Origin of the sequence: Vibrio sp. STUT-A16, from assembly GCF_026000495.1 — a bacterium.
In the GTDB taxonomy this organism is placed as follows: Bacteria; Pseudomonadota; Gammaproteobacteria; order Enterobacterales; family Vibrionaceae; genus Vibrio; species Vibrio diabolicus.
The window spans coordinates 220,923-246,420 of the sequence record NZ_AP026765.1; the positions used below are offsets into that span (position 1 = coordinate 220,923).

A 25,498-nucleotide genomic window follows, 5' to 3' on the forward strand; every position below is an offset into this window, starting at 1 on the left:
TTTTTATTCTCTTGCCTTAAAACGGCAAGAAAGGCAAGAAAGGCAAGAAAGGATATCGGATGCAAGGATGGCTGGTGGTTCCCGTTTCTTTGGCGTATTTGGGAGCCTTATTTATCATCGCGTGGTACGGCGACATTCAGAAAAGGTGGTTAGCACGCTGGCGGCCGTGGATTTATAGCCTTTCCATTGCGGTGTACTGTACATCGTGGACCTTCTACGGCACGGTCGGGCAGGCCAGCAGTAACCCTTGGTCTTTCTTGCCCATCTATATTGCCCCCATTTTAGTGTTTACCATCGGATGGCGCGTTTTAGCTCGGCTTATTTTGATTGCTAAACGGGAACACATCACGTCGATTGCTGATTTTATCGGAGCTCGTTACGGCAAATCTCAAGGTTTGGCCGTAGTCGTTACACTCATTGCGGTTGCGGGAATTTTGCCATATATCGCTTTGCAGTTGCGTGGTATCACTATGGGGCTTGAAATCATTGCTCCAGAACTGGCTACCGATTTTGGTTACCAAAACGATAGCGTGTCGTGGTTTGTCGTGGTCGCACTGGCAATTTTTACCATGCTATTTGGTACCCGGCACATTGATAACACGGAACACCATCGTGGGATGATGATGGCGATTGCTTTCGAATCGATTATCAAACTGTTGGCGTTTTTAGTGGTCGGTGTATTCATTGTTTGGCTGGCGATGAACACCGAGAATTTGAGCTTAGTTGACGTTGCCGCACAGACGTATCAGTCACCGAATATCCCGACGATATTGATTCATACCGTACTCACGATGCTGGCGATTGTTTGTCTTCCACGACAATTCCATACGATGGTGGTGGAAAACGAACGCGCGCAAGATTTGCATGTTGCTCGTTGGTTGTTTCCCATTTATCTGATCTTGATGGGGATTTTTGTTTTACCTATTGCGTGGGTAGGGCAAGGTTTGTTGAGTGGTGCTTCGCCTGATACTTATGTGATCAGTGTGCCGATGTCGGTAGGGGCGAGTGAAATCGCTTTGCTTGCATTTTTAGGTGGCACTTCGGCGGCCAGTGGCATGGTTATCGTGTCGACGATTGCCTTAGCGATCATGGTATCGAACGACTTGGTTATGCCACTATTATTGCGTCGCATGCGATTGACGCAGCGTAACCATCATCACTTCTCTAAATTATTACTGCGGATCCGCCGTGGTCTGATTTTAGTCCTACTAATTGGCGCTTGGGGTTTTTATCAAGCGTTAGATACCATTCACTCACTCTCAGCGATCGGCTTTCTCTCATTTGCGGCGATCACGCAATTCGCGCCTGCGCTGGTGGGCGGTATGTACTGGCGTCAAGGGAATAAGAAAGGTGTGTATGTTGGCTTGGCGGTAGGCTTTACCATTTGGCTGATAACGTTAATGAGCCAAACGGACATGCTTGCCGGGAATGCCAGTAACAACTTTTTGATTTGGTTGATCACTCCACCAGAGGTATTGGCTGGCTTTGACATTGCGATTTCAGATTGGGGGATGATCCTCAGCGTTGTTGCCAATGCAGTATGTTTTGTTGTGGTTTCTATGACTACACGACCAAGCCTAAGTGAGCGCTTACAATCGGCGTCATTCGTTGGTACGCCACTGCCTGAAAGCGAAAACATGAGCCTATACCAGAGTCGTGTTACGGTTGCTGAACTAGAAATGCTAGCGTCTAGGTTTGTTGGGCGAACGCGAGTAAAAGCGGCTTTTCAAGCGTATTGGAGCCAGCAACGAGAAGAGCTAATGCCGAATCAGCAAGCGCCATCTTCTCTGATTCGACATACCGAACGTGTATTAGCCGGGGTATTCGGTGCTTCTTCTGCTAAGTTAGTACTTACTTCTGCTCTGCAAGGAAGAAACATGCAGCTTGAAGAGGTGGCGACTATCGTCGATGAAGCCTCTGAACTGTACGATTTTAGCCGAGGCCTACTTCAAGGGGCGATTGAACATATCGGCCAAGGTATTGCGGTGGTCGATAAGCAATTACGCTTGGTGGCTTGGAACCAACGCTACTTAGAACTCTTTGAATTTCCGCCAGGCTTGATCCAAGTTGGGCGACCGATTGCGGATGTGATTCGGCACAATGCAGAGCAAGGTTTATGTGGACCAGGCGATCCTGATGACCACGTCCGTCGCCGTGTGTATCACCTTGAGCAAGGGACTCGGCACACTTCTTCTCGGGTCCGTCCCGATGGTCGCGTGATAGAGGTGCAAGGTAACCCAATGCCAGGTGGTGGCTTTGTGATGAGCTTTACCGACATCACCGTATTCCGTGATGCAGAGCAAGCACTGAAAGACGCCAACGAGACATTGGAAGAAAGGGTGCGTCTGCGGACTCGAGAATTGGAACAACTTAACAAGCAGCTGGTGGCAGCGACGCAGCGCTCGGATTTGGAATCGAAGTCCAAATCACGGTTCTTGGCGGCAGTAAGCCATGATTTGATGCAGCCACTCAACGCGGCACGCCTGTTCGCTTCTTCATTGTCGGAAGTAGCCAAAGACAGCGAAGCCAAAAAGCTGTCGGCACACATTGAGAGTGCTTTAGAGGCGGCCGAAGACCTGATAGGAGATTTGCTGGATATCTCGCGCTTGGAGTCGGGCAAGCTGGAAGTCAATGTGCACGGTTTTGCGTTAAACGATGTGTTGTCGAATTTGAATGCGGAGTTCAGCGCATTAGCCAAGCAACAAGGTATAGCATTCACCATGATTCCATCCTCACTCATGGTTAAATCGGATCCCAAACTGCTGCGCCGTGTGGTACAAAACTTCCTGACCAATGCGTTTCGTTATAACCCGAATGGCAAAGTGGCGCTCGGTGTTCGCCGGGTAAAAGGGCGAGTGCGTATTGATGTGTGGGACAACGGTGTAGGTATTGAAGAAGAGAAGCAGCAAGAGATCTTTGAAGAGTTTAATCGCGGAACTCAAGTTCGTTCCGACCAAGGTCTCGGACTTGGTTTGGCGATTTCTAAAGGAATTGCTCAAGTGCTCGGGCATGAAATTTCGATGCGTTCTTGGGTTGGTAAAGGCAGTGTCTTTTCTATCACGCTTGATAAAGCCGATCATGTGCAGCCGCACCCAGTTCAAGTCACGACAAGTAACCAGTCTGAACTTGGTCATCTAAGAATTCTATGTGTGGATAATGAGCCTGATATTTTAGTCGGCATGGAAAACTTACTTTCTCGATGGGGCTGCGATACGCGAGTGGCGACCGATTTGGTCGAAAGTCTACAAGCTCTCGAGGATGGTTGGATTCCGGACGTGATTTTTTCCGATTACCGACTTGATGATGGTCGTACTGGCTTGGAAGTGCTACAGCAATGTCGCTTGAGACTAGGCAGCTGCTTTGAAGGTGTCATCATCAGCGCGGATCGCACCGATGATATGCTTGATGGCATCAAGGCAAATGGGTTCAGCTTTATTGCGAAGCCAGTTAAGCCGCTTAAATTGCGTTCGGTGCTCAACCGCGTCGAATAGATTTAGAGTGTTTTAGCGTTGCTATAAAAGAGACCTCCGAATGGAGGTCTCTGTGTTTGAATCTTATTTTGGTTTGTAGGCTGATTTTGCCGCTTATTCCGCGACACCACCTTGGGTGAGTTTTGCGGGATTAAGCAATCGTTCGAGCGTTACTCTATCTAAATCGGTTTCTTCTTCCGCGACATCAATAATCGCACGCCCCTGCTTATAGGCTTTTTTCGCGACTTCTGCCGCTTTTAGGTAGCCAATGACCGGGTTGAGGGCCGTGACCAAAATTGGGTTTTTGGCGAGCGCTACATCCAAGTTATCTTGACGAACTTCGAATGTTGCAATGGCCTTATCGGCTAAAGCGGTTGCGCTGTTAGCGAGCAACTCGATGCTCTCCAATACGTTATGAGCAATGACAGGTAGCATGACGTTTAGTTGGAAGTTGCCTGCTTGGCCCGCGACGGTAATCGTGGTGTCATTACCAATGACTTGCGCTGAGGCCATAGCTGCGGCTTCTGGGATCACAGGATTTACTTTGCCAGGCATGATGGAAGAGCCCGGTTGCAAGCCTTGTAATTCAATCTCACCTAAACCAGCCAATGGGCCTGAGTTCATCCAGCGAAGATCGTTTGCGATCTTCATGATCGCAACTGCTGCTGTTTTGAGCTGTCCCGATAGGGCGACGATCGCATCTTGACTGCTTAAATTGAAAAAGAAGTTATCACTGGCCGTGAACTGAATATGAGTTGACTGGGTTAGGTTGCTAGCGAATAAGTCTGCAAAGCGTGGATCGGCATTGATCCCTGTACCAACCGCCGTACCACCTTGGGCTAAGGCTTTTACCGCTGGCAGTGCTTGCTCAATCGCTTGCTTAGCATGGTCGATTTGGAACTGCCAACCGCCAAGCTCTTGAGCAAAGGTTATAGGCATCGCGTCCATTAAGTGAGTGCGCCCGGTTTTTACAACATCTTTCAGTGCTTGCTGCTTAGACTCTAGTGCTTGGCTGAGGTGTGACAGGGCCGGAAAGAGCTGTTTTTCAATGGCTAATGCTGCGCTCACTTGAATTGCGGTTGGCACCACATCGTTACTGCTTTGTCCCATGTTGACGTGATCATTAGGACTGACGGTACCGCCTAGATGCTGGGAGGCCAGTGTTGCAATCACTTCATTCGCATTCATATTTGAGCTGGTGCCTGATCCGGTTTGAAATACGTCAATTGGGAACTGCTCAATATGATTGCCCTCGATAATCGCCTGAGCTGCGTCAGCAATCGCATTAGCGATATCACCTTCAAGCAGCCCCAATTGTGCGTTGGTGAGTGCCGCAGTCTGCTTGATGTGTGCCAACGCTTGGATGAAGCCAGATGGCATCTTATGTTGACTGAATGAGAAGTTATCGACGGCGCGCTGAGTTTGGGCTTGGTAGAGTGCATCTGCTGGGACTTTCACTTCGCCCATACTGTCAGTTTCTATGCGGAATTCGGTGCTCATGGTAGGGATCCTTTTGGTTAATCGAGTGAGATTTGAATCAGGCGTAATTGTTGTTGTAATGCGAGAAATTTCACGTCGCCTTGTTCAAACTGATAGTAATAGCGTTTGAGACAGAATAATGGCGTATGGATAGAATCGAGACAGACACGACGGAAGATGCGACTGCGAGTGGAGTCTTGAATTGCGTCTAGTAGATGGAAATAAACCTGACGCAAAAACAGCTCACACAACAATAGATTTTCTTCATCGGCACCGTGTTCATAGCAGGAAGACAACACCATTCCACAATGAATATAGTCATGAATTACGTCTGGCTCAAAGCCGTGTGGTGCGGCGAGAAGGAATCTATCTTGTGCTTTAAAAAATGCGTTGAAGATGTCCCGTTTGTTGTCCATAACCACCTCTTGTTCAGTGTAATGATAATTATTATCAATTAAGTGGTGGGTTGGCAACTCTTTTTAGAGTAAGAGGTTGTTGAAGAAAGACTTACGGAAACAAAAGCCGACGTAAAAGCGTCGGCAGAGAGGGAATTATTTAGTCCTGAGGTGACAATGAGGTATCGACGTTTTGGATATCGGTGTCTTTATCTGTGGCCATTACTCTGTAAATAAGGTTTCGTACTTCACAAACGCGGTTTGTGTTTCGCCGTAATAAAGTGTGCCTCCAGATTGAATGACGACTCTTAACCAACTTTCTGCGGATGCTGGTCTTGGTAAGGTAATGTACCAACTTTTTCCAGCCTGATCGGCGGGCTTCATATCAACCGGCTGAGCATTTTTATCTTCGTCATTAACGATCGAAACTTTGACCCCTTCGAGTGGATAAGCGGCATTGAGTGACAATTCTAAGCCATTTTTCGTGAGCTGTTCTGAGCGAAACTTCACTTTAAAGTCGCCATTTTCCATGTCACACAGTCCACTGGTGTAACGACAGTTAGACTTACTCGCGAGTTTGTAAGTTTCCCCTTCTTGTGCCGCGTGGGGTTTCTCGCTGAGTGCCATATCGGTGCCGAAGTAGGCGATCAAAGAAAGAATCGGCGCAATCAGCAGAGCGAGAATAAAGTGCTTGTTTTTGAACATAAAATACTAATTCCATCAATTATCTGTTCATTTTAACTGGCTAAAATCACTAATAACTTCGTTAATGATTTTGAAGGTAGAGCAACTAGCTTGCTGCAATCTTTGCCTTGTTCTAAACAATGGTTTCTGCGTTCCCCGAACATATAACCAATGCCATTCGTGTGCTTCCTTGCTACGGCTCAGGGAATCTAATTATTAGAATAAGTTAGGTGAATAAAAAAGCCCCAAGTGGGGCTTTTGTGGCTTGCGTTATATTTTAGTGGTCCACGGCATCGCCTGCACCAACAGGGACACGAACGTGTTCAACAAGATCTTTAACTTCTTGAGGTGTTTCCGCCGTAACTTTCGATACCGCGAATGCCACGATGAAGTTAAATAGTGCGCCGATAGCACCAAACGCGTTTGGCTCAATACCTAGGAACCAGTTGGTTCCCCAGCTTTCTAGATATTTCCAGTCAGCAACGAATAGGATGCCTTTGTGCTGGAATACGTAGAACAGCGTGATACTGATACCGGCAATCATACCGGCGATTGCGCCTTCTTTATTGATGCCTTTACTGAAGATACCCATCATCAACGCAGGGAAGATGGATGACGCAGCAAGACCAAAGGCGAGCGCCACCGTACCAGCTGCAAAGCCAGGAGGATTCAATCCGAGATAGCCTGCGGCTGCGATTGCCACCGCCATCGAGATTCGGCTGGCAAGCAGCTCCTTCTTCTCGGATATGTTCGGATTTATAACCCCTTTAATTAAGTCATGGGAAATCGCCGACGAAATAGCAAGCAACAGACCCGCTGCTGTGGATAGCGCTGCAGCGAGGCCACCAGCGGCTACGAGTGCAATGACCCAGTTTGGTAGCTTAGCGATTTCTGGGTTTGCTAGTACCATGATGTCACGGTCAACTCGCAACTCATTGGTGTCAGGGTTTGAGGTGTACTCGATCAGGCCATCGCCATTCTTATCATCAAAGCCTAATAGACCTGTTGTTTCCCAGTTTTTGAACCAATCAGGGCGCTCATCATACGCAAGGTGTTGGCCCGGAGCTGGGTTAACGGTATCCATTAGGTTTAGACGAGCCATTGCTGAAACTGCTGGCGCTGTTGTGTATAGAATCGCGATGAACACAAGTGCCCAGCCAGCAGAAGTACGCGCATCACGTACCTTAGGTACCGTAAAGAAACGGATGATAACGTGTGGTAGACCCGCAGTACCGATCATCAATGACATGGTGTAGACGAACATGTTTAGTGTGCTACCGCGAACCTGTGTGGTGTACTCACTAAAGCCGAGTTCGGTCACCACTTGGTCGAGCCTATCGAGCAGATAAACATCGGTGCCTTGAATGGTACTCCCGAGGCCAATCTGAGGTAGCGGGTTACCTGTAAGTTGCAGAGAGATAAAGATTGCAGGGATAGTGTAAGCAAGAATGAGTACGCAATATTGAGCAATCTGCGTGTATGTGATGCCTTTCATGCCGCCAAGTACTGCGTACATGAATACAATACACATACCAATCAGTAGGCCTGTTGAGTAATCAACTTCTAGGAAGCGACCGAAGGCAACGCCAACGCCTTTCATCTGGCCGATAACATAAGTGACCGATGCGATGATAAGACAGATAACCGCCACGATACGTGCCGTGTTCGAGTAGAAGCGTTCACCAACAAACTCTGGCACCGTAAACTTACCAAACTTACGTAGATAAGGGGCGAGCAACAGTGCAAGCAGTACGTAACCACCCGTCCAACCCATTAGGAATACGGAGCCGCCGTAACCCATAAAGGCAATCAGACCCGCCATTGAGATGAACGATGCCGCCGACATCCAGTCAGCAGCGGTTGCCATACCGTTAGCGATTGGGTTGACCCCGCCACCTGCGACATAGAACTCTTTGGTTGACCCCGCACGCGCCCAGATCGCAATACCGATGTAGAGGACGAAGGTTGCACCAACAACCAGGTAGGTAATAGTTTTCAAATCCATCTGAGTTACTCCTTACTCATCTACGCCGAATTCACGGTCGATTTGGCGCATCTTCCATGCGTAATAGAAAATAATACCTAGGAAGGTGTAGATGGAGCCTTGCTGAGCAAACCAGAAACCAAGTTTGTATCCACCTAATTGAAATTGATTAAGTACGTCGACAAATAAAATGCCGCAGCCGAAAGACACTACGAACCAGATGACCATAAGGCCAATCATGAGCTTCACGTTTTTGTCCCAATAGGCTTTGGCTCTTTCTTCGCTTTCAAATGCCATTGCCGTCTCCTTACGATTGGTATTGTTGTTAAAAAAATGTTTCAACATGTACATTAGCAAGGTGTTGGCAAGAACTCTTTTCAACTTTAGTCGGGGTATAAAAAATAAAAAACTCCCGTGATATGGGCGCTTAGAGAATAGTTAGGGTTATTTGTTAATGTTAAAAAGCTGTTAAATTAGCCAAAGGTCTAAGGAGAAAAATGATAAAAAGCACGAATAAGAGACGTGATTAATTTTTTCTTCATTGATTTTAGCGATCCTTAACAGAAACATTCTGCGTTCTTCTTTTTATCAATCAGCGAAAAAATTGGCGTGAAAAATTCACAAGTAATTTATTTACATAAAGTTTTCGTACCAAATCACCGTTTTAGCGCACAATAAAGTAATATAACTGAGTCATTCTCGTACAACCTCGCGCTTTGGGACGGTTTAAGGAGGAGGCAGATTAAGGCATTAACTTATTAACGAAGTCGCCTTAGCTCATCACAAGCATATCGTTTTTCATTAAGGGAGGGTGAGAATGGACGCAGACACCATTAACAGTTTTTTTCTTATAGGTGCGTTGTTAATCGCACTTAGCGTTCTTTTAAGCCCAGTTTCCTCTAAGTTGGGAATCCCAATTCTTTTGGTATTTTTAGCCGTTGGAATGCTGGCGGGGGAAGACGGTTTAGGCGGTATTTTATTTGATAATTTTTCGATCGCTTACTTGGTCAGTAACCTCGCATTAGCCATCATTTTGCTCGATGGTGGTATGAGAACACGGGTTGCCAGCTTTAGGGTGGCGTTATGGCCTTCGGTGTCCTTGGCAACGTTTGGGGTTGCGATCACCACTATTTTGACCGGGCTGATGGCAACGTGGTTATTCGACTTAGACTTGCTGCAAGGTATATTAGTTGGTGCGATTGTCGGCTCCACAGATGCTGCCGCGGTTTTTTCTCTACTCAAAGGTCGTAGTCTTAACGAACGTGTTGGCTCAACGCTGGAAATTGAATCCGGCACCAATGATCCTATGGCGGTGTTTCTGACTGTTACTCTGATTGCTATTTTAGCGAACCCAGATGCAGATTTGAGTGTGGGCTTTTTGGCGCTCAGTTTTCTTAAGCAGTTTGGTATTGGCGCTTTACTCGGTTTTGCTGGTGGCTGGATTTTGTGGAAGGTCATCAATCGTAATCAACTGCCGGATGGCTTATATTCGATTTTAACCGTCAGTGGTGGCTTGCTGATTTTCGCTTTATCTAATGCATTAGGTGGCAGCGGTATTCTGTCAATTTATCTGGTTGGTTTACTGCTAGGTAATCGTCCAACACGCAGCCGCCATTCCATTCTTCATGTGCTAGATGGCATGACGTGGCTAGCTCAAATCGGTATGTTCCTCGTGCTTGGTTTATTGGTTACGCCTTCCAACTTGCTCTCTATTGCGTTGCCTGGTTTGGCGCTGGCCTTTGGGATGATTTTATTTGCCCGTCCAATCTCGGTTTGGATCGGTTTACTGCCATTCAAGAGTTTCACACCACGTGAAAAGTGGTTTGTTTCTTGGGTGGGCTTGCGCGGTGCTGTCCCAATTATTCTGGCGGTATTTCCAATGATGGCAGGATTGCCAGATGCGCAGTTGTACTTCAATTTGGCGTTTTTCGTGGTAATGGTCTCTTTGATTGTACAAGGTGGCACATTGACTAAAGCGATGTCTCTGGCGAAGGTAGAGCTACCTTCTAAACCTGAGCCAATTTCACGCACAGGTGTGGAGATTTACCCAACTAGTGAGTGGGAACTGTTTATCTATAAGCTTAAAGCGGATAAATGGTGTATTGGTGAACCATTGCGTAGTCTTTCGATGCCGGATGGAACGCGCATCGCCGCAGTATTTCGCAATAAAGCGTTATTGCACCCGTCAGGCAGCACGCGCCTCGAAGAAGACGATACCTTGTGTGTGTTGGCGCAAGAAAAGGATTTGGATGCCCTGAGCTTGCTATTTAGTGAAGCGCCTGAGAAAGCGTCATTGGCACGATTCTTTGGTGATTTCTTCCTAGATATTGAAGTGAACCTTGCCGATATTGCGATGATGTATGGCCTGAACTTGGGCGATGAATCACTCGATAAAAGCTTAAGAAACCTTGTAGAAGAACAATTGGGGAGTACACCAGTGTTAGGGGACCAATTCGAGTGGCAAGGCTTGCAATGGATCATTGCCGATGTCGTTGACCAACAAGTCACCAAAGTAGGTATCCGTTTGCCAAGCGAGCAAAGCCTGCTCGCTGACGAGGAGTGAGTCTAGTCGTTCATCTCCGTTAGCATGATGACGGCTTGTGTGCGGTTTTTTACGCCGAGCTTGCGGAAAATCGCCGTCATATGCGCTTTGATGGTGGCTTCTGAAACATTCAATTCGTAGGCGATTTGTTTGTTCAGTAAGCCATCTGACAACATCCCCAATACCTTATATTGCTGGGGCGTTAGCGCGGCAATCTTCTCCGCTAAGTCATTACATGCCGCGTTATTGGTGATCAGCCCTTCTGGAAAATACGGGTCGCCATTGAGCACTTGATTGAGCGCATTCACTAATTCGCGCATGTCGCTCGATTTAGGAATAAAACCAAACGCACCATGGCTTTTCACTTGTGTCACGATCGCTGGCTCTTCACTAGCCGAGACGACGACGATTGGTAAGTCTGGGTGCTCTGCTCGCAAGTGAATCAAGCCAGACATACCATTTGCTCCTGGCATTTTAAGATCCAATAGCACCAAATCTGGCTCTTCTTCTCGCTCTAACAAAGCCAGCAGTGCGTCGAGTGAGTCCGCTTCAAGCAAATTTGCCCCACTGATTGCCATGTGGATAGATTGAAACAAGGCATTACGGAAGAGTGGGTGATCATCTGCAATGATGATGGTGTAGGTCGAATCCATGACGTTAAACACTTTTGACTATTTCGTTAAATTTATTATTGTCCAGCTTTGAGAGAGTGGACAATATTTATTCGCTAAAAGTCTGAACCAAATCGACTTTTATTAGGAAAATTGCATATAAGCGCAATTTTCTCATTCAAATCTGGGTAATAAAAAACGCCAGTGGTCATCACTGGCGTTTGAATATCTGGTGATCAGAATTGTTGGATGTGCTCTAAGAAAGGCTCGGCTTGCATAAAACCGGTTAAACGCGCGTTTGAAACGTGTTCGCCATTCGCATCCCAGAACTCGATGGTTGGCAAGCCAAGTACGTTCATGTGTTTGAGTAACTCAATATCTTGCACTTGGTTCTTGGTTACATCAGCTTGCAGAAGAACAAAGTCTTTTAGCTTGGCTTCGACGCTTGGATCATGGAAGGTGTACTTCTCAAACTCTTTACACGCCACACACCAATCGGCGTAGAAGTCGAGCATCACAGGTTTGCCAGCTGCTTTGGCTAGCGCTAGTTGTTCTTCCAACTCTGCAACATTGGCAATGCGTGTAAAGCTTACGGAAGTTTGTTGAGCTTGCGTTACGTTATTACCAAACCAGTAATTTAATACTGGCTGTGCTGACGCGAGCAAACCCAATACGGCGATGATGCCAACGGCGCTTTGTTTCCAGCCACCAAACTCCAAGCTGTTTTTCACATGATACAGCCAACCAAAGGCAGCGATGCCCAGTGTTGACCACAGAATTGTTGACCACATTTCTGGCATGATGCGTTCCAACAAGAAGATAGGCGCAGCAAGCAGAATAAAGCCGAACAGCGTTTTCACGCGGTCCATCCAACCGCCGGCTTTTGGTAGCAACTTGTTGCCAAATACCGCCACAAGGATCAACGGAATCCCCATGCCCATCGCCAGCGCGTAAAGGGCGACCCCACCAGTGAGTAAGTCGCCACTTTGTGCGACGTAAAGCAGCGCACCAGAGAGTGGGGCGGTAGTACACGGAGAACAAACCAAGCCAGATATTGCCCCCATTGCAAACACGCCAGCACTGCTACCACCTTGCTGCTTGTTACTTAAGTTATTCAGCCACGTTTGCACGCTGCTTGGTAACTGCAATGAGTACAGACCAAACATCGACAGAGCTAATGCAATGAACAGTACACTCAAACCAATCAGCACATAAGGGTGTTGCATCGCCGCTTGGAACTGCATGCCCGCAGACGCCACTACAAGGCCGAGCAGTGTGTAAGTTAGCGCCATGCCTTGTACGTAAACAAAGGACAAACCAAGCGCACGACGTTGGCTCAGTTTGCCACTGCCAAGCACGATGCTGGTGAGAATGGGATACATCGGCAGCACACAAGGGGTAAATGCTAGACCCACACCAAGTGCCAAAAACAACAACGGCGTCCACCACTTGTCGGCTAGATTCGCGGCTAAGCTATCTTGCTCACTGACTGGTACTGAAGTGGTGGTTGGTTTTGTTGCTGGCTGTGCTTTTTCTGTCGTCGGTGCCTTGGCAGTCGGTGCTACGGTGTCGGAATTGGATGAAGAAAACGCGCTGATTGGAATCTCACGCGTTTCTGGTGGGTAGCAGAAGCCCGCTTTCGCACAGCCTTGATATTGCACAATGACACGTGCGCCCTCTTGCCAATTACTCATTGGGATATTGACAAATAGTGGTGTGGTATAGATATGCACATCACCAAAGAATTCATCTTTATGTGGCGTGCCGTTTTCCATTTGCAGTTCGCCCAGTGAGATGTTCTCACCAGACACAGATAAACGCTCTTGATACAGGTAATAACCATCGCGTACCTGCCAATCGAGCATCAATTTGTCGTCTTGCTGGTAGAAATTAAACGGAAATGCCTGATCGACCGGAACAAAGTTGTCGCTGCTGCTACCAAAACTGTTGTTCTGGCTATTGGTAAACTGGTCTTTGCCAAATAAAGCTAAAGACGGAGTGGAAAAGGTAATAAGCCCTAAGAGTAAAACGGAAAGTAATGCGCGCATAAAAGAGTCAATTCATCTTAGATAATTGCCGTTAGTGTAACTCAATCAGACCCGGAGGCGAGTCAATAAGTTTCATGAAAATGAAGATTTATTGAGCATAAATCAAGACAACAGGCAATAAAAAAGGGAGCCGAAGCTCCCCGAGTAAGACTCTGTTTCTACTAGATCAGTAGACCACCGAATGCGAAGCCAAGTGCTACCGCAGAAGCAATGGTTACCACACCAGGTACAAAGAATGGGTGGTTGAATACGTACTTACCGATACGCGTTGAACCCGTGTCGTCCATCTCAACCGCTGCTAGAAGCGTTGGGTAAGTTGGCAGTACGAATAGCGCACTTACTGCTGCGAAAGATGCAACGGCGGTAAGTGGTGCCACACCGATAGCAAGTGCTGCTGGCATCAGCGCAACCGTGGTTGCACCTTGCGAGTAAAGCAGCATAGACGCGAAGAATAGAACAAGCGCTAGCATCCATGGGTAGTCTGCTAGTAGTGCTCCAGCGACTTCTTTGATGCCGTCAACGTGCGCGTTAACGAAGGTAGAACCTAACCATGCCACACCAAGAACACACACACACGCTGTCATACCAGAGCGGAATGTTGCTGCGGCTGGAATTTTGCCAGCGTCGATTTTACAGCTCATTACGATAGCTGCCGCGGCTGCTAGCATTACCGTCATGATAGCTTCGTTACGACCTAGAGCGGGGTTCTCGATAAGGCCAACAGAGCCAGAAATTGCTGCTGCGTAACACACTACGAATGCGATTGCGCCTAGGAAGATGAACGTCGCTTTCTTCGCTGTTGGTAGGATTTCGCGTTTTGCTTCTGTATTTAGCTTGATTAAGCCTTTTTCTAGACGCTCTTGGTATTCAGCATCGTCTTTTAGCTCACAGCCCATGAAGTTCGCAACGAACGCACCGATCATACACGCGATGAACGTCGTTGGGATACAGATTGCCAATAGTGTTAGGTAGTCAACGCCGAATGGATGCAGCATCGCAGCGAACGCCACTACTGCCGCTGAGATTGGTGATGCGGTGATAGCGATTTGCGATGCCACTACTGCGATAGACAGTGGACGAGAAGGACGCACGCCTTGGCCTTTCGCGACTTCTGCAATTACTGGCAAAGTAGAGAATGCCGTGTGGCCGGTACCAGCCATCAGCGTCATTAGGTAAGTTACGATAGGCGCATAAAAGGTGATGCGCTCAGGGTGCTTGCGCAAAAAGTTTTCAGCAACTTGCACCATCCAGTCTAAACCACCTGCCACTTGCATTGCTGCGATAGCCGTGATGACCGACATGATGATCAAAATTACGTCAACTGGGATGTAAGCTTGGCTTGTTGGCACACCTAAGATCAAAGACAACGCAATGACCCCAGCACCACCAGCAAAACCAATGCCGATACCGCCGATTCTAGCCCCCAAATAGATGAAGAGCAGAACCACGAAGAGTTCGACCATGACCATATTGATACCTCTTTAGTTTTTTATTGATTCTGATTTTTTGAACACTCAGGAACAGGAGTAAATGCTCAGAGAATTAGAACCCAGTGGCCTAATGGCAATAAAAGCATATAAAAAATGTGGTTAACCGTATGAGAGCCTAAAAAAGGGGCCTGAGTGGCCCCCTTCGAATTAGTTATTACTCGTAGCGTTTCGCTTTGTAAGTTGGATGCATGAAGTTTTCTACTGACAAGATTTCATCAAGCTCTTCTGCGGTTAGCAGGCCGCGCTCTAGCACAACTTCGCGAACACTCTTACCGGTTTCCGCACAAATCTTACCTACGATGTCACCTTCGTGGTGGCCGATGTATGGGTTTAGGTAAGTGACGATACCGATTGAGTTGTAAACGTAGTTTTCACAAGTCTCTTTATTGACTGTGATGCCGTCGATACATTTATCACGTAGGTTCACACACGCATTGTGTAGTAGAGAGATAGACTCAAACATGCTTTGTGCGATAACTGGTTCCATTACGTTTAGCTGTAGCTGACCGCCTTCTGCTGCGAAAGAAACCGTGTTGTCGTTACCTAGAACTTTAAAGCAAACTTGGTTTACTACTTCTGGGATAACTGGGTTTACTTTTGCTGGCATGATTGAAGAACCTGCTTGCATTTCAGGTAGGTTCAATTCATTTAGACCAGCGCGTGGGCCAGAAGAAAGTAGACGAAGGTCGTTACAGATCTTCGATAGTTTCACCGCTAGACGTTTTAGTGCACTGTGCGTCATTACGTATGCGCCACAGTCAGAAGTCGCTTCGATAAGGTCTTCTGCCGCAACAACGTCAAGACCTGTTACTTCCGCTAGGTGTTTTACTGCAAGAGCTTGGTAGCCAGTCGGTGTATTTAGACCTGTACCGATTGCGGTTGCGCCTAGGTTGATTTCTAGGAGTAGTTTAGAGGTGTAATCTAGAGCACGAATCTCTTCGTTTAGTGTTACTGCCCAAGCGTGGAACTCTTGACCTACAGTCATTGGTACCGCGTCTTGTAGCTGAGTACGACCCATTTTCAGTACATCTTTAAACTCAATTGCTTTAAGTTCGAATGCGCCTTTTAGGTACTCAATTGCTTCCATTAGTTTGTGTACGCTGTTGTAAACCGCGATACGGAAACCTGTTGGGTACGCACAGTTGGTTGATTGGCTCTTGTTTACGTGGTCATTTGGGTTAACAAATTCGTATTGACCTTTCTCTTTACCCATTAGCTCAAGCGCAACGTTTGCGATCACTTCGTTTGTGTTCATGTTCACGGAAGTGCCCGCACCACCTTGGAATACGTCTGATGGGAACTGATCCATGCACTTGCCAGTTTCTAGGATCAAATCACACGCTTCGATGATGTAGTTTGCAACGTCTTTTGGAATCGCACCAAGTTCTTTGTTTGCCAACGCCGCTGCTTTTTTGGTCATTACCATACCGCGTACAAATTCTGGTACGTCAGAGATGGTCATATTAGAGATGTTGAAGTTCTCGATCGCACGTAGCGTATGAATACCGTAGTACGCATCTGCAGGGACATGACGTTGACCTAATAGATCTTCTTCAATACGAGTGGCTGGGTTTGCTGTTTTTGGAGCATCAGATAGGGTAGCCATAGCAGGATCCTTAGATGATAATTCTGATAATAAAGTTATTTATTAGCCATTTCTGCAATCTAGAATCCATTCATCAGAATTTTTGGCTGGAAAATCCGTCCTGACTTATGTGGCACATGATACTGCACCTAGCGCATAAAAATAGTAACTAGATCACCTTTTTCGTTTTTCATGAGTCAATAATTTGCAAAGTATGAACGGGTTATTAATAACCCTTTATGGGTACTCGATTTTCCTCGACAAACATGGGTTTTTAGAGTTCGAAATTAGCACTTTAAAAGCACGAAAAAATCGGTATGCAATTGAATGAAACACTCCACTACCACTTTTTCTGAGTAGGAAGAGACCAGTATGAACACGCTTTTTTACAACGATTCGTTTGAGCTTAGTCCGCTTTTACCATTACACTGAATTAAACAAAGGAGGGCGTGTGTTTCCTATCTTATTATTGGCGTTTATTTTTGTCCCGATCATTGAAATCGGCTTATTTATTCAGGTGGGCGGCTTTTTAGGTTTGTGGCCGACTATCGCATTAGTATTAATCACGGCATTTGTCGGTGCATCGTTGGTGCGCAGCCAAGGCATCCAAACTCTGATGTCGGTGCAGGGGCGTCTGGAACAAGGTGAAATTCCAGCCCAGCAAATTTTTGAAGGCGTAATGCTAGCGGTGGCTGGCGTACTGCTGTTAACACCGGGCTTTATGACCGATGCTCTTGGTATGCTAGTGTTGCTTCCTGCGCCACGCGCCGCGATTGCCAAATACTTGATGAGTAAAATGGTGGTGAAAACCATGCATGGTGGTGGCTTCCAAGGTGGTTTCTCTAACCAAGGGCCATTTGAGCAAGACCCGTTCCGCCGTGACCCATTTGATTCCCAGTCAGACGATGGTAATACCTTTGAAGGGGAATACGAGCGTAAAGACGATGATGATCGTAACAAGCTCAACTGATTGAGTCAGAGAGTAAAGAAAACAAAAGGGCGCACGAGCGCCCTTTTTTGTGTCTGAAAATCGTGGTGCTTACAACGCGCCTTCAAACCCCATTTGACGCCATGCTTCAAAAGCAATGATCGCAACGGCGTTCGAAAGGTTTAGGCTGCGCGCATCTGGCATCATTGGAATGCGGATACGCTGCTCCATTGGCAAGCTATCGATGATTTCAGCAGGCAAGCCACGAGTTTCTGGACCAAACATCAAAACATCACCTGCTTGGTATTGTGCATCAACGTGGTGACCGGTGGTTTTGGTGGTGCAGGCAAACAATCGGTAGTTCCCTTGTTTCTCTTTCTCTAAATATTCTAAGAATGCTTGATAGTTCTTATGACGCGTTACGCGAGCTAAATCATGGTAATCCAAACCAGCGCGGCGGACTTTCTTCTCTTCAAGATCGAAACCCAGAGGTTCAATTAAGTGAAGGTTTGCACCGCAGTTGGCACAAAGTCGAATGATGTTGCCGGTGTTCGGCGCGATTTCTGGTTCGTATAAAGCGATATCAAACATGGTATTGAAATAGAGTTGGTCAAATAGAGGGGCAGTATATACCCAAGTCAGCAAGATATGCGAGATTCAGCAAGATTGACCTGGGTATGAAAGCAGGCATTAGCGCGGACGCTAATACCGTAAGTATCGATGCTCTTTATAATAGAGCGTGAGCGTAATTTTCTTCAACCGCTCGCCAATTAACGACGTTCCACCATGCGTCAATGTATTCTGGACGACGGTTTTGGTAGCTGATGTAATACGCGTGCTCCCACACGTCAAGAGCGAGAATTGGCTCGCCGCGTACATCCACTACGTCCATCAGAGGGTTATCTTGATTGCTGGTAGACGTAATGTGAATCTCACCATCTTTTACGATCAGCCATGCAAAGCCAGACCCAAAGGTATTGATGGCAGCTTGGGCAAACGCCTCTTTAAATTGCGCAAAGCTACCAAATTTATCGTTAATTGCTTGAGCAAGCGCGCCTTGAGGCTCTCCGCCACCGTTTGGTGACATGCAATTCCAATAAATGATGTGGTTGTAGTAGCCGCCGCCATTATTACGCACTGCAGGGCTGAGCTTAGAGATATTGTCAAAGATCTCGTCTAATGACTGAGTTTCGAGCTCGCTCCCTTCAACGGCACTTACGAACTTATCGAAATAAGTCTTGTGATGTTTGCTGTAATGCACTTCCATGGTTTTCGCGTCGATGTACGGCTCTAGTGAATCGTACGGGTAAGGCAGAGCGGGAAATGTATGTGACATAGTAAATCCTCCTTAATTGGAAAATTTACTTTAATGCTAACGATAATTATTATCAACTTTGATCTTTGTAAGGGTATTCGAAGGCGTTCCCACCCAATTTCTAAAGTGAAGATGAAGCCGTGAATCTCTCACTCTAGAAATAGGGTGTGGCTTACTGTTAGCTCATCGGTTTGAAGTTAACGATTGATAGGTAAGGTGATACTCATGCGCAATCCGCCTAACGGACTTCGACTGGCGACGATCGTTCCACTGTGCTGGCGGATGGCACTTTCGGTAATGGTTAGGCCGAGACCCGTGCCGCCGGAGTGGCGATCGCGGGCAGTCGAAACGCGATAAAACGGGCGAAAAATCGCGGCTAATTCTTCTTCTGGAACGCCCTCGCCATTGTCATCAACCGTGATATGCAGCGTATCATCATCGGCCTTGATGTCGATTGTCACCTCATCTTTCCCGTAATAAATGGCGTTACGAACGATGTTTTCCACCGCACTCATCAGCAGTTTAGGATTGCCGGAGATACTTCGTTTTGGCAGTTCAGAATAGTGTAGGTGCTTGCCCATTTGCTCAGCTTCAAACTGAGCATCTTTAATGATCTCTTCCCACAAACTTTCCAGTGGCTGCGTTTCGCGAGTCATATGGCTGTTAGCCTGCATGCGAGACAGTTCAAGCAATTCGCTGATCATCTGTTCCAAGCGCTGCGCTTCGGTATCGATACGAGTCAGTTCTGGGCTTTCACCCTGCTTACGCGTCGCTAATGCGCTCGCCATGCGTAGGCGCGTTAAAGGTGAGCGCAACTCGTGAGAGATATCGGATAGCAGGCGTTGTTGTCCTGAAATCATCTGATTGACCGCCTCGACCATCTGGTTGAAGCTGCTGCCAGCTTGACGAAACTCTGCCGTGCCTTTTTCTAAATTTGGGTCTGTGACAAATTCGCCTTTCGCGACACGTTGAGCGGCGGCTTCAAGACGCCGCGCTGGCTGACTTAGTGCCCATGCAAGCCATAACAGCAATGGTGTACTAACCAGCATGACCGCGAGCAATAGCTGGAATGGGTGATCAAACAGACGCAAGAGTAGTGGTGGTGGCTCATTCCACTTGAAGCCCACATACATCAAGATATCGGAGCCAGCCAAAGTAATTGGGATTGGACCGGCAATCATGTATCGACCATACAGTTTCTGCTTTGGCTGGTTGTAATCTTCGATACTGGTGACAAAGTTTTGCATGGCACGCAATTGGAAGTTACTGCGTTTTTCTGTCGTAAGAACATTACCGCTGTAGTCAGAAAAAAATACGCGCGGACGAGGGTCATGCTTACCGTGACGGTTACCCTCGATACGAAATAGTATTCGACCTAAATCAGTTTGCTGGCTGTATTTTTGTTGGATTGCGTCACGCGTTTCTACCATACGTTTATAGTGCTCTTCTGGAATGTCGCGAGCTTTGCGAGGGTCCAAATGTGGCAGTGATAGCACGGCTATCAACACCAATAACATAGTGAACCAAAAAATGGCAAAGATGCGTCCATACAAGCTATTGATGTTTGGCAGTTTGATGCGTGATAGGCGCATTAATCCTCCTCAAGCAGCATATAGCCACGACCACGCAGGGTTTTGATTCGCGGCTTGCCATTGCTCTGATCTGGTAATTTTTTACGTAAGTTCGAAACATGCATATCGATCGCGCGATCAAAAGCGGCGAGTCGTTTACCAAGCACATCTAGGCTCAATGTTTCTTTAGTTAGCACTTGTCCTGGGTTTTGCACAAAGTGGGTCAACAGAGCAAACTCGGTTGCTGTGAGATCGAGCAACTGTTGATCGCAGTATGCTTCTTGTTTACCTGGATAGAGGCGGAGCTCTTGATACTCAATGCAATCGCTGTTTTTGGTGTTTTTCTGTGTGCTGCTGGTACGGCGTAAGATCGCACGAATACGTGCTAACAGTTCACGGTCACTAAAAGGTTTCGGTAAATAATCATCCGCGCCTAGCTCTAAACCGATCACGCGGTCAATTTCTTCCCCTTTAGCGGTCAGCATCAAGACAGGAGTTTCCCAGTTTTCACGCAAGCGTTTAAGGGTTTCCATGCCATTTAGCTTCGGCATCATGACATCCAACAAAATCAAATCAATCTTATCATTGACCGCAGCTAAGCCTGCTTCGCCATCATTTGCTTCGCTGACGTCAAATCCTTCGAAACTGAGTACTTCTTTTAATAAGCTGGTTAGCTCGATATCGTCATCAATTAAAAGAATGTTTGCCATGGGGGCACCTATAGTAAGTTACCGATAGCTTAATATTACATTGGAATGATGTGCTGCGAAGAGGGTAAAAATCACTCTTTACGATTCTTTACGCTCCCTATACGTCGCTTTACCTAGTGGGTCGTATTCTATACTCAAGCGCTGTGAGAACAGCTCAGAAGAATCACTCACCTGTGTAAGGAATCAAATTATGAAATCTGCAAAAAAACTTGTGTTAGCTGCTGTTGTTCTACCTCTCACTCTCGGCGCAGCAAGCGCATTCGCATACGGTGGTAAAAACCATCATCAAGGCCCGCGTGATGAATGTGGCATGGGAATGGACCGTGGCATTATGCGTGATTTGAATTTGACGGATGCTCAAAAAGATCAGCTTAAGTCTTTCCGTGAAGCAAACCGCGCACAGATGAAAGGCAAATATTCTGAAAATCGCGAAGCTCGTATGGCTGAGCGACAAGCACACCACGCAAAAATGCAGTCACTCTTACTAGCGGATAGTTTTGATGAAGCGCAAGCGACCGCATTAGCAAAAGAAATGGTTGAACGCCAAACTGAGCACCGTGTGCAAATGCTAGAAAGAAAGCACCAAATGCTGAGCGTATTAACGCCAGAACAAAAAGCAGAGTTTGTGAAGTTGCAAAATGAACGCATGCAAGAGTGTGGCGACAGAATGCATAAGCGCATGGAAAAATACCGCAATTATTAAGTCATGAATTGATGTTATATAAAGAGGCAGCCATTGGTTGCCTCTTTTTGATCTGGTTATTTCATGGGCATTCAATATACTCAACGTATGGTTTGAGTTAACTCTTTGATTATGAAACAGCAATATGCACGTTTAGTGACGACCGCAGCTTGGACTGCAACTATTGTGGCGACTCTTCTCTTGATTGTAAAAGTCATCACGTGGTGGGTGACCGGCTCAGTTAGCCTATTGGCATCACTGATCGACTCAATGTTGGATATCGCCGCGTCGGTGGTAAATCTCGTTGTTGTCCGTTATGCCTTACAACCAGCAGATCGCGAACATACGTTTGGGCATGGTAAAGCTGAGTCTTTAGCGGCCTTGGCTCAGGCGATGTTTATTTCGGGGTCGGCGGTGTTTTTGATCCTGAACGGGATTGACCGATTTTTCCGCCCACACGCACTGCATGCGCCGGAGCTCGGTGTTTATGTATCGCTGTTTGCGATAGTGGTCACACTTGGCTTGGTGATGTTCCAAAAACATGTGGTACGCGTGACAGGGAGCCAAGCAATCGCGGCGGATTCTCTGCATTATCAGACTGATTTGTATATGAACGCTGCGATCATGGTGGCTCTGGGACTCAGCTACTTTGGCGTGACGCAAGCGGATGCGGTGTTTGCGATTGGCATTGGTGTCTTCATTCTTTACAGCGCCTTCAAAATGGTCAGCGAAGCGATTCAGACGTTATTAGACCGAAAGCTACCGGATTCCGAATTGGAGCAAATCCGTAATGAATGTTTGAATGTGAAAGGGGTTCTTGGGGTTCATCAACTGCGCACCCGTATGTCAGGGCCGACACGCTTTATTCAGTTGCACTTGGAGCTAGACGATAACTTACGTTTAATCGAAGCGCACTATATTGCCGATAAAGTTGAGGAAAACCTTTTAGCTTTGTTTCCTGATGCGGATGTTTTGATCCATCAAGATCCATTGTCTGTCGTTTTTGGGCCAGAGAAAGAGCAAAAAGCGCAAGATTGGTAGGGCTCGAAAAATCCATAAGTGCCTGACGACAAACAGGCACTTATTGACTATCTTTCCATCAATACTTATTAAGATTCGTGATCCTGATGTGAATCAACAAAGTTTCATAGAGAAACTGTAATACTCTTACATAAGTAGAAAAGTTACATAAAAAAGTGCGTTTTCATTGGTAATCCTGTAGAGGAAATGTAACATAACGCACAGTTCTGGATTATGCAGGTTGCTTGGTAACAAGGGGCCTAAAAGAAAATTAAATAATTGATTGCCAAAGATCGAGGGTGAGCATGATTAAGAAGATCGGTGTTTTAACAAGTGGCGGTGACGCACCTGGTATGAACGCGGCGATACGCGGCGTAGTACGTACAGCACTATCCGAGGGATTGGAAGTATTCGGTGTGTACGACGGCTACCTAGGCCTATACGAAGGCCGCATCGAGAAGCTAGATCGTTCTAGCGTTTCAGATGTGATCAACAAAGGTGGTACGTTCCTAGGTTCTGCACGTTTCCCTGAATTCAAAGAAGTGGAAGTGCGTGAAAAAGCGATTGAGAACCTGAAAAAACATGGTATTGATGCGCTAGTCGTGATCGGTGGTGACGGTTCGTACATGGGTGCGAAGAAACTGACTGAGATGGGTTACCCATGTATCGGTCTGCCAGGCACAATCGACAACGATATCGCTGGTACTGACTACACAGTGGGCTACCTAAGTGCACTAAACACAGTTATCGATGCGATCGACCGTCTACGTGATACTTCTTCATCTCACCAACGTATTTCAATTGTAGAAATCATGGGTCGTCACTGTGGTGACCTAACTCTGATGTCTGCAATCGCGGGTGGTTGTGAGTACATCATCACTCCAGAAACTGGCCTAGACAAAGACAAGCTGATCAGCAACATCCAAGACGGCATCGCAAAAGGTAAGAAACACGCAATCATCGCGTTGACTGAGCTAATGATGGATGCCAATGAACTGGCTCGTGACATCGAAGCGGCGACAGGTCGTGAAACTCGTGCAACAGTACTTGGTCACATCCAACGTGGTGGTCGTCCAACGGCATTTGACCGCGTTCTAGCATCTCGCATGGGTAACTACGCTGTTCACCTACTGCTTGAAGGTCATGGCGGTCGCTGTGTAGGTATCGTGAAAGAGCAACTTGTTCACCACGACATCATCGACGCGATCGAAAACATGAAGCGTCCAGTACGCAACGATCTATACAAAGTTGCTGAAGAACTGTTCTAAGCAAGTTTGAAATAGATAAAGAAAAACCGCGGCTTTCCGCGGTTTTTTTGTATTTGAGTATCAGCAAAAGGAAGCTGACGCATCGGACAAAATCTTACGAAGCGCTGCTCTGTTCAATGAGCGTCAATTTACGTTCGCGCAGTGCAAACATATAGCCCAGTAGGCCACCTAACGTATTCCCCACAGCGATACCTATAAACAAGCCTTCAATACTGTAAATCTGGCTTCCGATCCATGCTGATGGCAGGGTAAACACGAACAGACGCATAAAGCTCCATTGAAATGCTCGTAATGGTTTGTGCATCGCATTCAAACCACTGATTAACATCATCACAATGCCTTGAAAACCATAACTGAACGGCACCACAAGCAGGTAATGCCACAGCAGATTTTTTACCGCTTCTTCCTGCGAGAACAACGCCGCTAGAGGAATACTCAATGGCACCATCATCAAGAAGATAAACCCTTGGAACACCACCGCAAAACGCATGCTGATAAATAAGCCGGAAAAGGCGCGTTGAGGGTTTTTCGCCCCTAAGTTTTGTGCCATGAATGGCGTGAGTGCTGAGGTCAGCGACATCAAGACTAGGATCAAAATAGACTCAATACGCTGCGCCGCACCGTAAGCCGCAACCGCTGCCGTACCGTGGCTGGATAAAAGCATCATCAGAATGGCACCGGACAATGGATTCATCGCGTTCGACAGTGCGGCAGGAGTGCCGATTTTTAACGTTTGCTGCCAATCTTGTTTCAGCAAGGACCATTGGGGTTGAGCGAGCAACTTTTCGCGTTTAACTAGCACATAGAATGAGCCACATAGTGCACCTAACCAGCTAAAAGCACTGGCTATTGCCGCCCCTTGGATGCCAAGCTCGGGGAATGGGCCAAGTCCGAAGATCAGTAGCGGATCGAGCATGCCGTTAATCAAGCCCGCCAACATCATGATTTTGGCAGGTGTTTTTGTATCCCCAGATGCTCGTATCGCGCTATTGCCCGCCATTGGGATCACCAACAATGGAATGGTGAGATACCACACCTGCATGTACTCTTCGATGAGTGGAATTAGGTCGTCGGCTGCGCCAAGAAAGCGGAACAGTGGTGCAATAGTGGCAAAGCCAATCGAAGAGGCGATAGCCACGAGTAACACCGCTAACAACAAACCGTGAGTGGTAAACCGAGCGGCTTGTGGGGCGTGACCTTGTCCAAGTAAGCGACCAATATTGGTCGATAGACCCATCCCTATTCCCATCGTGATGCAGTTAACCGCAAAGGTTACAGGGAAGGTATAGCTGATCGCCGCTAGCGCTTGAGTACCAAGCAACGAGATAAAAAACGTGTCCACCAAGTTAAACATCAAAATCGCGATCATGCCCATGGTCATGGGGACGGTCATTTTCCGCAGCGTTTCAGGAATGGGTGCGGTCAACAAACCATGCTTATCGGTCGCTTGGGGTTCCAGCTTGTTATTTTCCTGCATGTATGACAACTATGTGGTGAGCAAACTGCAAGGATACAAGAAAGCGAGATGCCGGGCGAGTGAGCATTTCGAACGCAAACCGTTGCTTAGTTGTTCGTTATTTTAACTAAGTCACAAAAATTTTGTGCCCCCCCCTTGGGATCGCTGCTTCGACCCCTTATATAGGGATCACGTGTCTGGGGCTAAAGTCCCTAAGGACAATTATCAAATAAACATGGAAATTTTCAGGAGAGACGACC

20 protein-coding genes are annotated in these 25,498 nt (G+C 47.0%); 6 read left to right on the forward strand and 14 right to left on the reverse strand.

What is annotated here, in order from left to right; genetic code table 11:
- Positions 1-59 precede the first annotated feature (59 nt).
- Positions 60-3,491: a PAS-domain containing protein gene (locus OO778_RS01030; RefSeq protein ID WP_264910544.1), complete on the forward strand. Its 3,432-nt coding sequence runs from the start codon at positions 60-62 to the stop codon at positions 3,489-3,491.
- 93 nt (positions 3,492-3,584) lie between these two features.
- Here OO778_RS01030 and OO778_RS01035 read toward each other — a convergent pair whose 3' ends face one another.
- The 5 genes from OO778_RS01035 to OO778_RS01055 form a co-directional block, all read right to left on the reverse strand.
- Positions 3,585-4,970, reverse strand: coding sequence for a class II fumarate hydratase (locus tag OO778_RS01035; protein WP_264910545.1), 1,386 nt, complete (start codon positions 4,968-4,970; stop codon positions 3,585-3,587).
- 17 nt (positions 4,971-4,987) lie between these two features.
- Positions 4,988-5,365: a hypothetical protein gene (locus OO778_RS01040; RefSeq protein WP_258488038.1), complete on the reverse strand. Its 378-nt coding sequence runs from the start codon at positions 5,363-5,365 to the stop codon at positions 4,988-4,990.
- 201 nt (positions 5,366-5,566) lie between these two features.
- Positions 5,567-6,049, reverse strand: coding sequence for a hypothetical protein (locus OO778_RS01045; protein ID WP_139059577.1), 483 nt, complete (start codon positions 6,047-6,049; stop codon positions 5,567-5,569).
- 256 nt (positions 6,050-6,305) lie between these two features.
- On the reverse strand, positions 6,306-8,033 hold the full coding sequence (locus OO778_RS01050) for a sodium:solute symporter family protein (protein ID WP_005397550.1): 1,728 nt from the start codon (positions 8,031-8,033) through the stop codon (positions 6,306-6,308).
- A gap of 12 nt (positions 8,034-8,045) precedes the next feature.
- A complete protein-coding gene (locus OO778_RS01055; protein ID WP_005397548.1) occupies positions 8,046-8,309 on the reverse strand; it encodes a DUF4212 domain-containing protein in 264 nt (87 codons plus the stop codon).
- A gap of 520 nt (positions 8,310-8,829) precedes the next feature.
- On the opposite strand from OO778_RS01055, the gene OO778_RS01060 reads away from it, so the two are divergent.
- A complete protein-coding gene (locus OO778_RS01060; RefSeq protein ID WP_047010251.1) occupies positions 8,830-10,575 on the forward strand; it encodes a potassium/proton antiporter in 1,746 nt (581 codons plus the stop codon).
- Between the two features lie 2 nt (positions 10,576-10,577).
- On the opposite strand, the gene OO778_RS01065 is transcribed toward OO778_RS01060, so the two are convergent.
- The 4 genes from OO778_RS01065 to aspA form a co-directional block, all read right to left on the reverse strand.
- Positions 10,578-11,207, reverse strand: coding sequence for a response regulator transcription factor (locus OO778_RS01065; RefSeq protein WP_005397542.1), 630 nt, complete (start codon positions 11,205-11,207; stop codon positions 10,578-10,580).
- A 194-nt stretch (positions 11,208-11,401) separates the two neighbouring features.
- Entirely contained in the window at positions 11,402-13,213 is a 1,812-nt protein-coding gene (locus OO778_RS01070; protein WP_074190082.1) for a protein-disulfide reductase DsbD, read from the reverse strand.
- 161 nt (positions 13,214-13,374) lie between these two features.
- On the reverse strand, positions 13,375-14,682 hold the full coding sequence (locus OO778_RS01075; RefSeq protein ID WP_005382378.1) for an anaerobic C4-dicarboxylate transporter: 1,308 nt from the start codon (positions 14,680-14,682) through the stop codon (positions 13,375-13,377).
- A gap of 175 nt (positions 14,683-14,857) precedes the next feature.
- Entirely contained in the window at positions 14,858-16,309 is a 1,452-nt protein-coding gene (aspA, locus tag OO778_RS01080) for an aspartate ammonia-lyase (RefSeq protein ID WP_005397540.1), read from the reverse strand.
- A gap of 430 nt (positions 16,310-16,739) precedes the next feature.
- Between aspA and OO778_RS01085 the strand changes: the two genes are divergently transcribed.
- Positions 16,740-17,258 carry an FxsA family protein gene (locus tag OO778_RS01085; protein WP_005397539.1) on the forward strand — a complete coding sequence of 173 codons (519 nt, stop codon included), beginning with the start codon at positions 16,740-16,742 and terminating at the stop codon, positions 17,256-17,258.
- Between the two features lie 69 nt (positions 17,259-17,327).
- Here the strand turns inward: OO778_RS01085 and trmL are convergent, their stop codons facing one another.
- From trmL to OO778_RS01105, 4 genes are all read right to left on the reverse strand, one after another.
- Positions 17,328-17,807 carry a tRNA (uridine(34)/cytosine(34)/5-carboxymethylaminomethyluridine(34)-2'-O)-methyltransferase TrmL gene (trmL, locus tag OO778_RS01090; RefSeq protein ID WP_005382381.1) on the reverse strand — a complete coding sequence of 160 codons (480 nt, stop codon included), beginning with the start codon at positions 17,805-17,807 and terminating at the stop codon, positions 17,328-17,330.
- Between the two features lie 136 nt (positions 17,808-17,943).
- Positions 17,944-18,552 carry a superoxide dismutase gene (locus OO778_RS01095; protein ID WP_005397537.1) on the reverse strand — a complete coding sequence of 203 codons (609 nt, stop codon included), beginning with the start codon at positions 18,550-18,552 and terminating at the stop codon, positions 17,944-17,946.
- A 176-nt stretch (positions 18,553-18,728) separates the two neighbouring features.
- A complete protein-coding gene (gene cpxA, locus OO778_RS01100) occupies positions 18,729-20,123 on the reverse strand; it encodes an envelope stress sensor histidine kinase CpxA (RefSeq protein ID WP_145533591.1) in 1,395 nt (464 codons plus the stop codon).
- Positions 20,123-20,812, reverse strand: a complete 690-nt coding sequence (locus tag OO778_RS01105) for a response regulator (protein ID WP_005397534.1) — start codon at positions 20,810-20,812, stop codon at positions 20,123-20,125. The genes cpxA and OO778_RS01105 overlap by 1 nt, the downstream gene beginning before the upstream one ends.
- Positions 20,813-21,002: 190 nt before the next feature.
- On the opposite strand from OO778_RS01105, the gene OO778_RS01110 reads away from it, so the two are divergent.
- The 3 genes from OO778_RS01110 to pfkA all read left to right on the forward strand — a co-directional run bounded on the left by OO778_RS01110 (position 21,003) and on the right by pfkA (position 23,782).
- Entirely contained in the window at positions 21,003-21,515 is a 513-nt protein-coding gene (locus OO778_RS01110; RefSeq protein ID WP_264910555.1) for a CpxP family protein, read from the forward strand.
- Between the two features lie 111 nt (positions 21,516-21,626).
- Positions 21,627-22,535 (forward strand): CDF family cation-efflux transporter FieF, encoded by a 909-nt coding sequence (fieF, locus tag OO778_RS01115; RefSeq protein ID WP_005397530.1) that lies wholly within the window; start codon positions 21,627-21,629, stop codon positions 22,533-22,535.
- Between the two features lie 284 nt (positions 22,536-22,819).
- Positions 22,820-23,782 carry a 6-phosphofructokinase gene (gene pfkA / locus OO778_RS01120; protein WP_048626679.1) on the forward strand — a complete coding sequence of 321 codons (963 nt, stop codon included), beginning with the start codon at positions 22,820-22,822 and terminating at the stop codon, positions 23,780-23,782.
- A gap of 94 nt (positions 23,783-23,876) precedes the next feature.
- On the opposite strand, the gene OO778_RS01125 is transcribed toward pfkA, so the two are convergent.
- Entirely contained in the window at positions 23,877-25,259 is a 1,383-nt protein-coding gene (locus tag OO778_RS01125) for an MATE family efflux transporter (RefSeq protein ID WP_104974720.1), read from the reverse strand.
- Positions 25,260-25,498 lie beyond the last annotated feature (239 nt).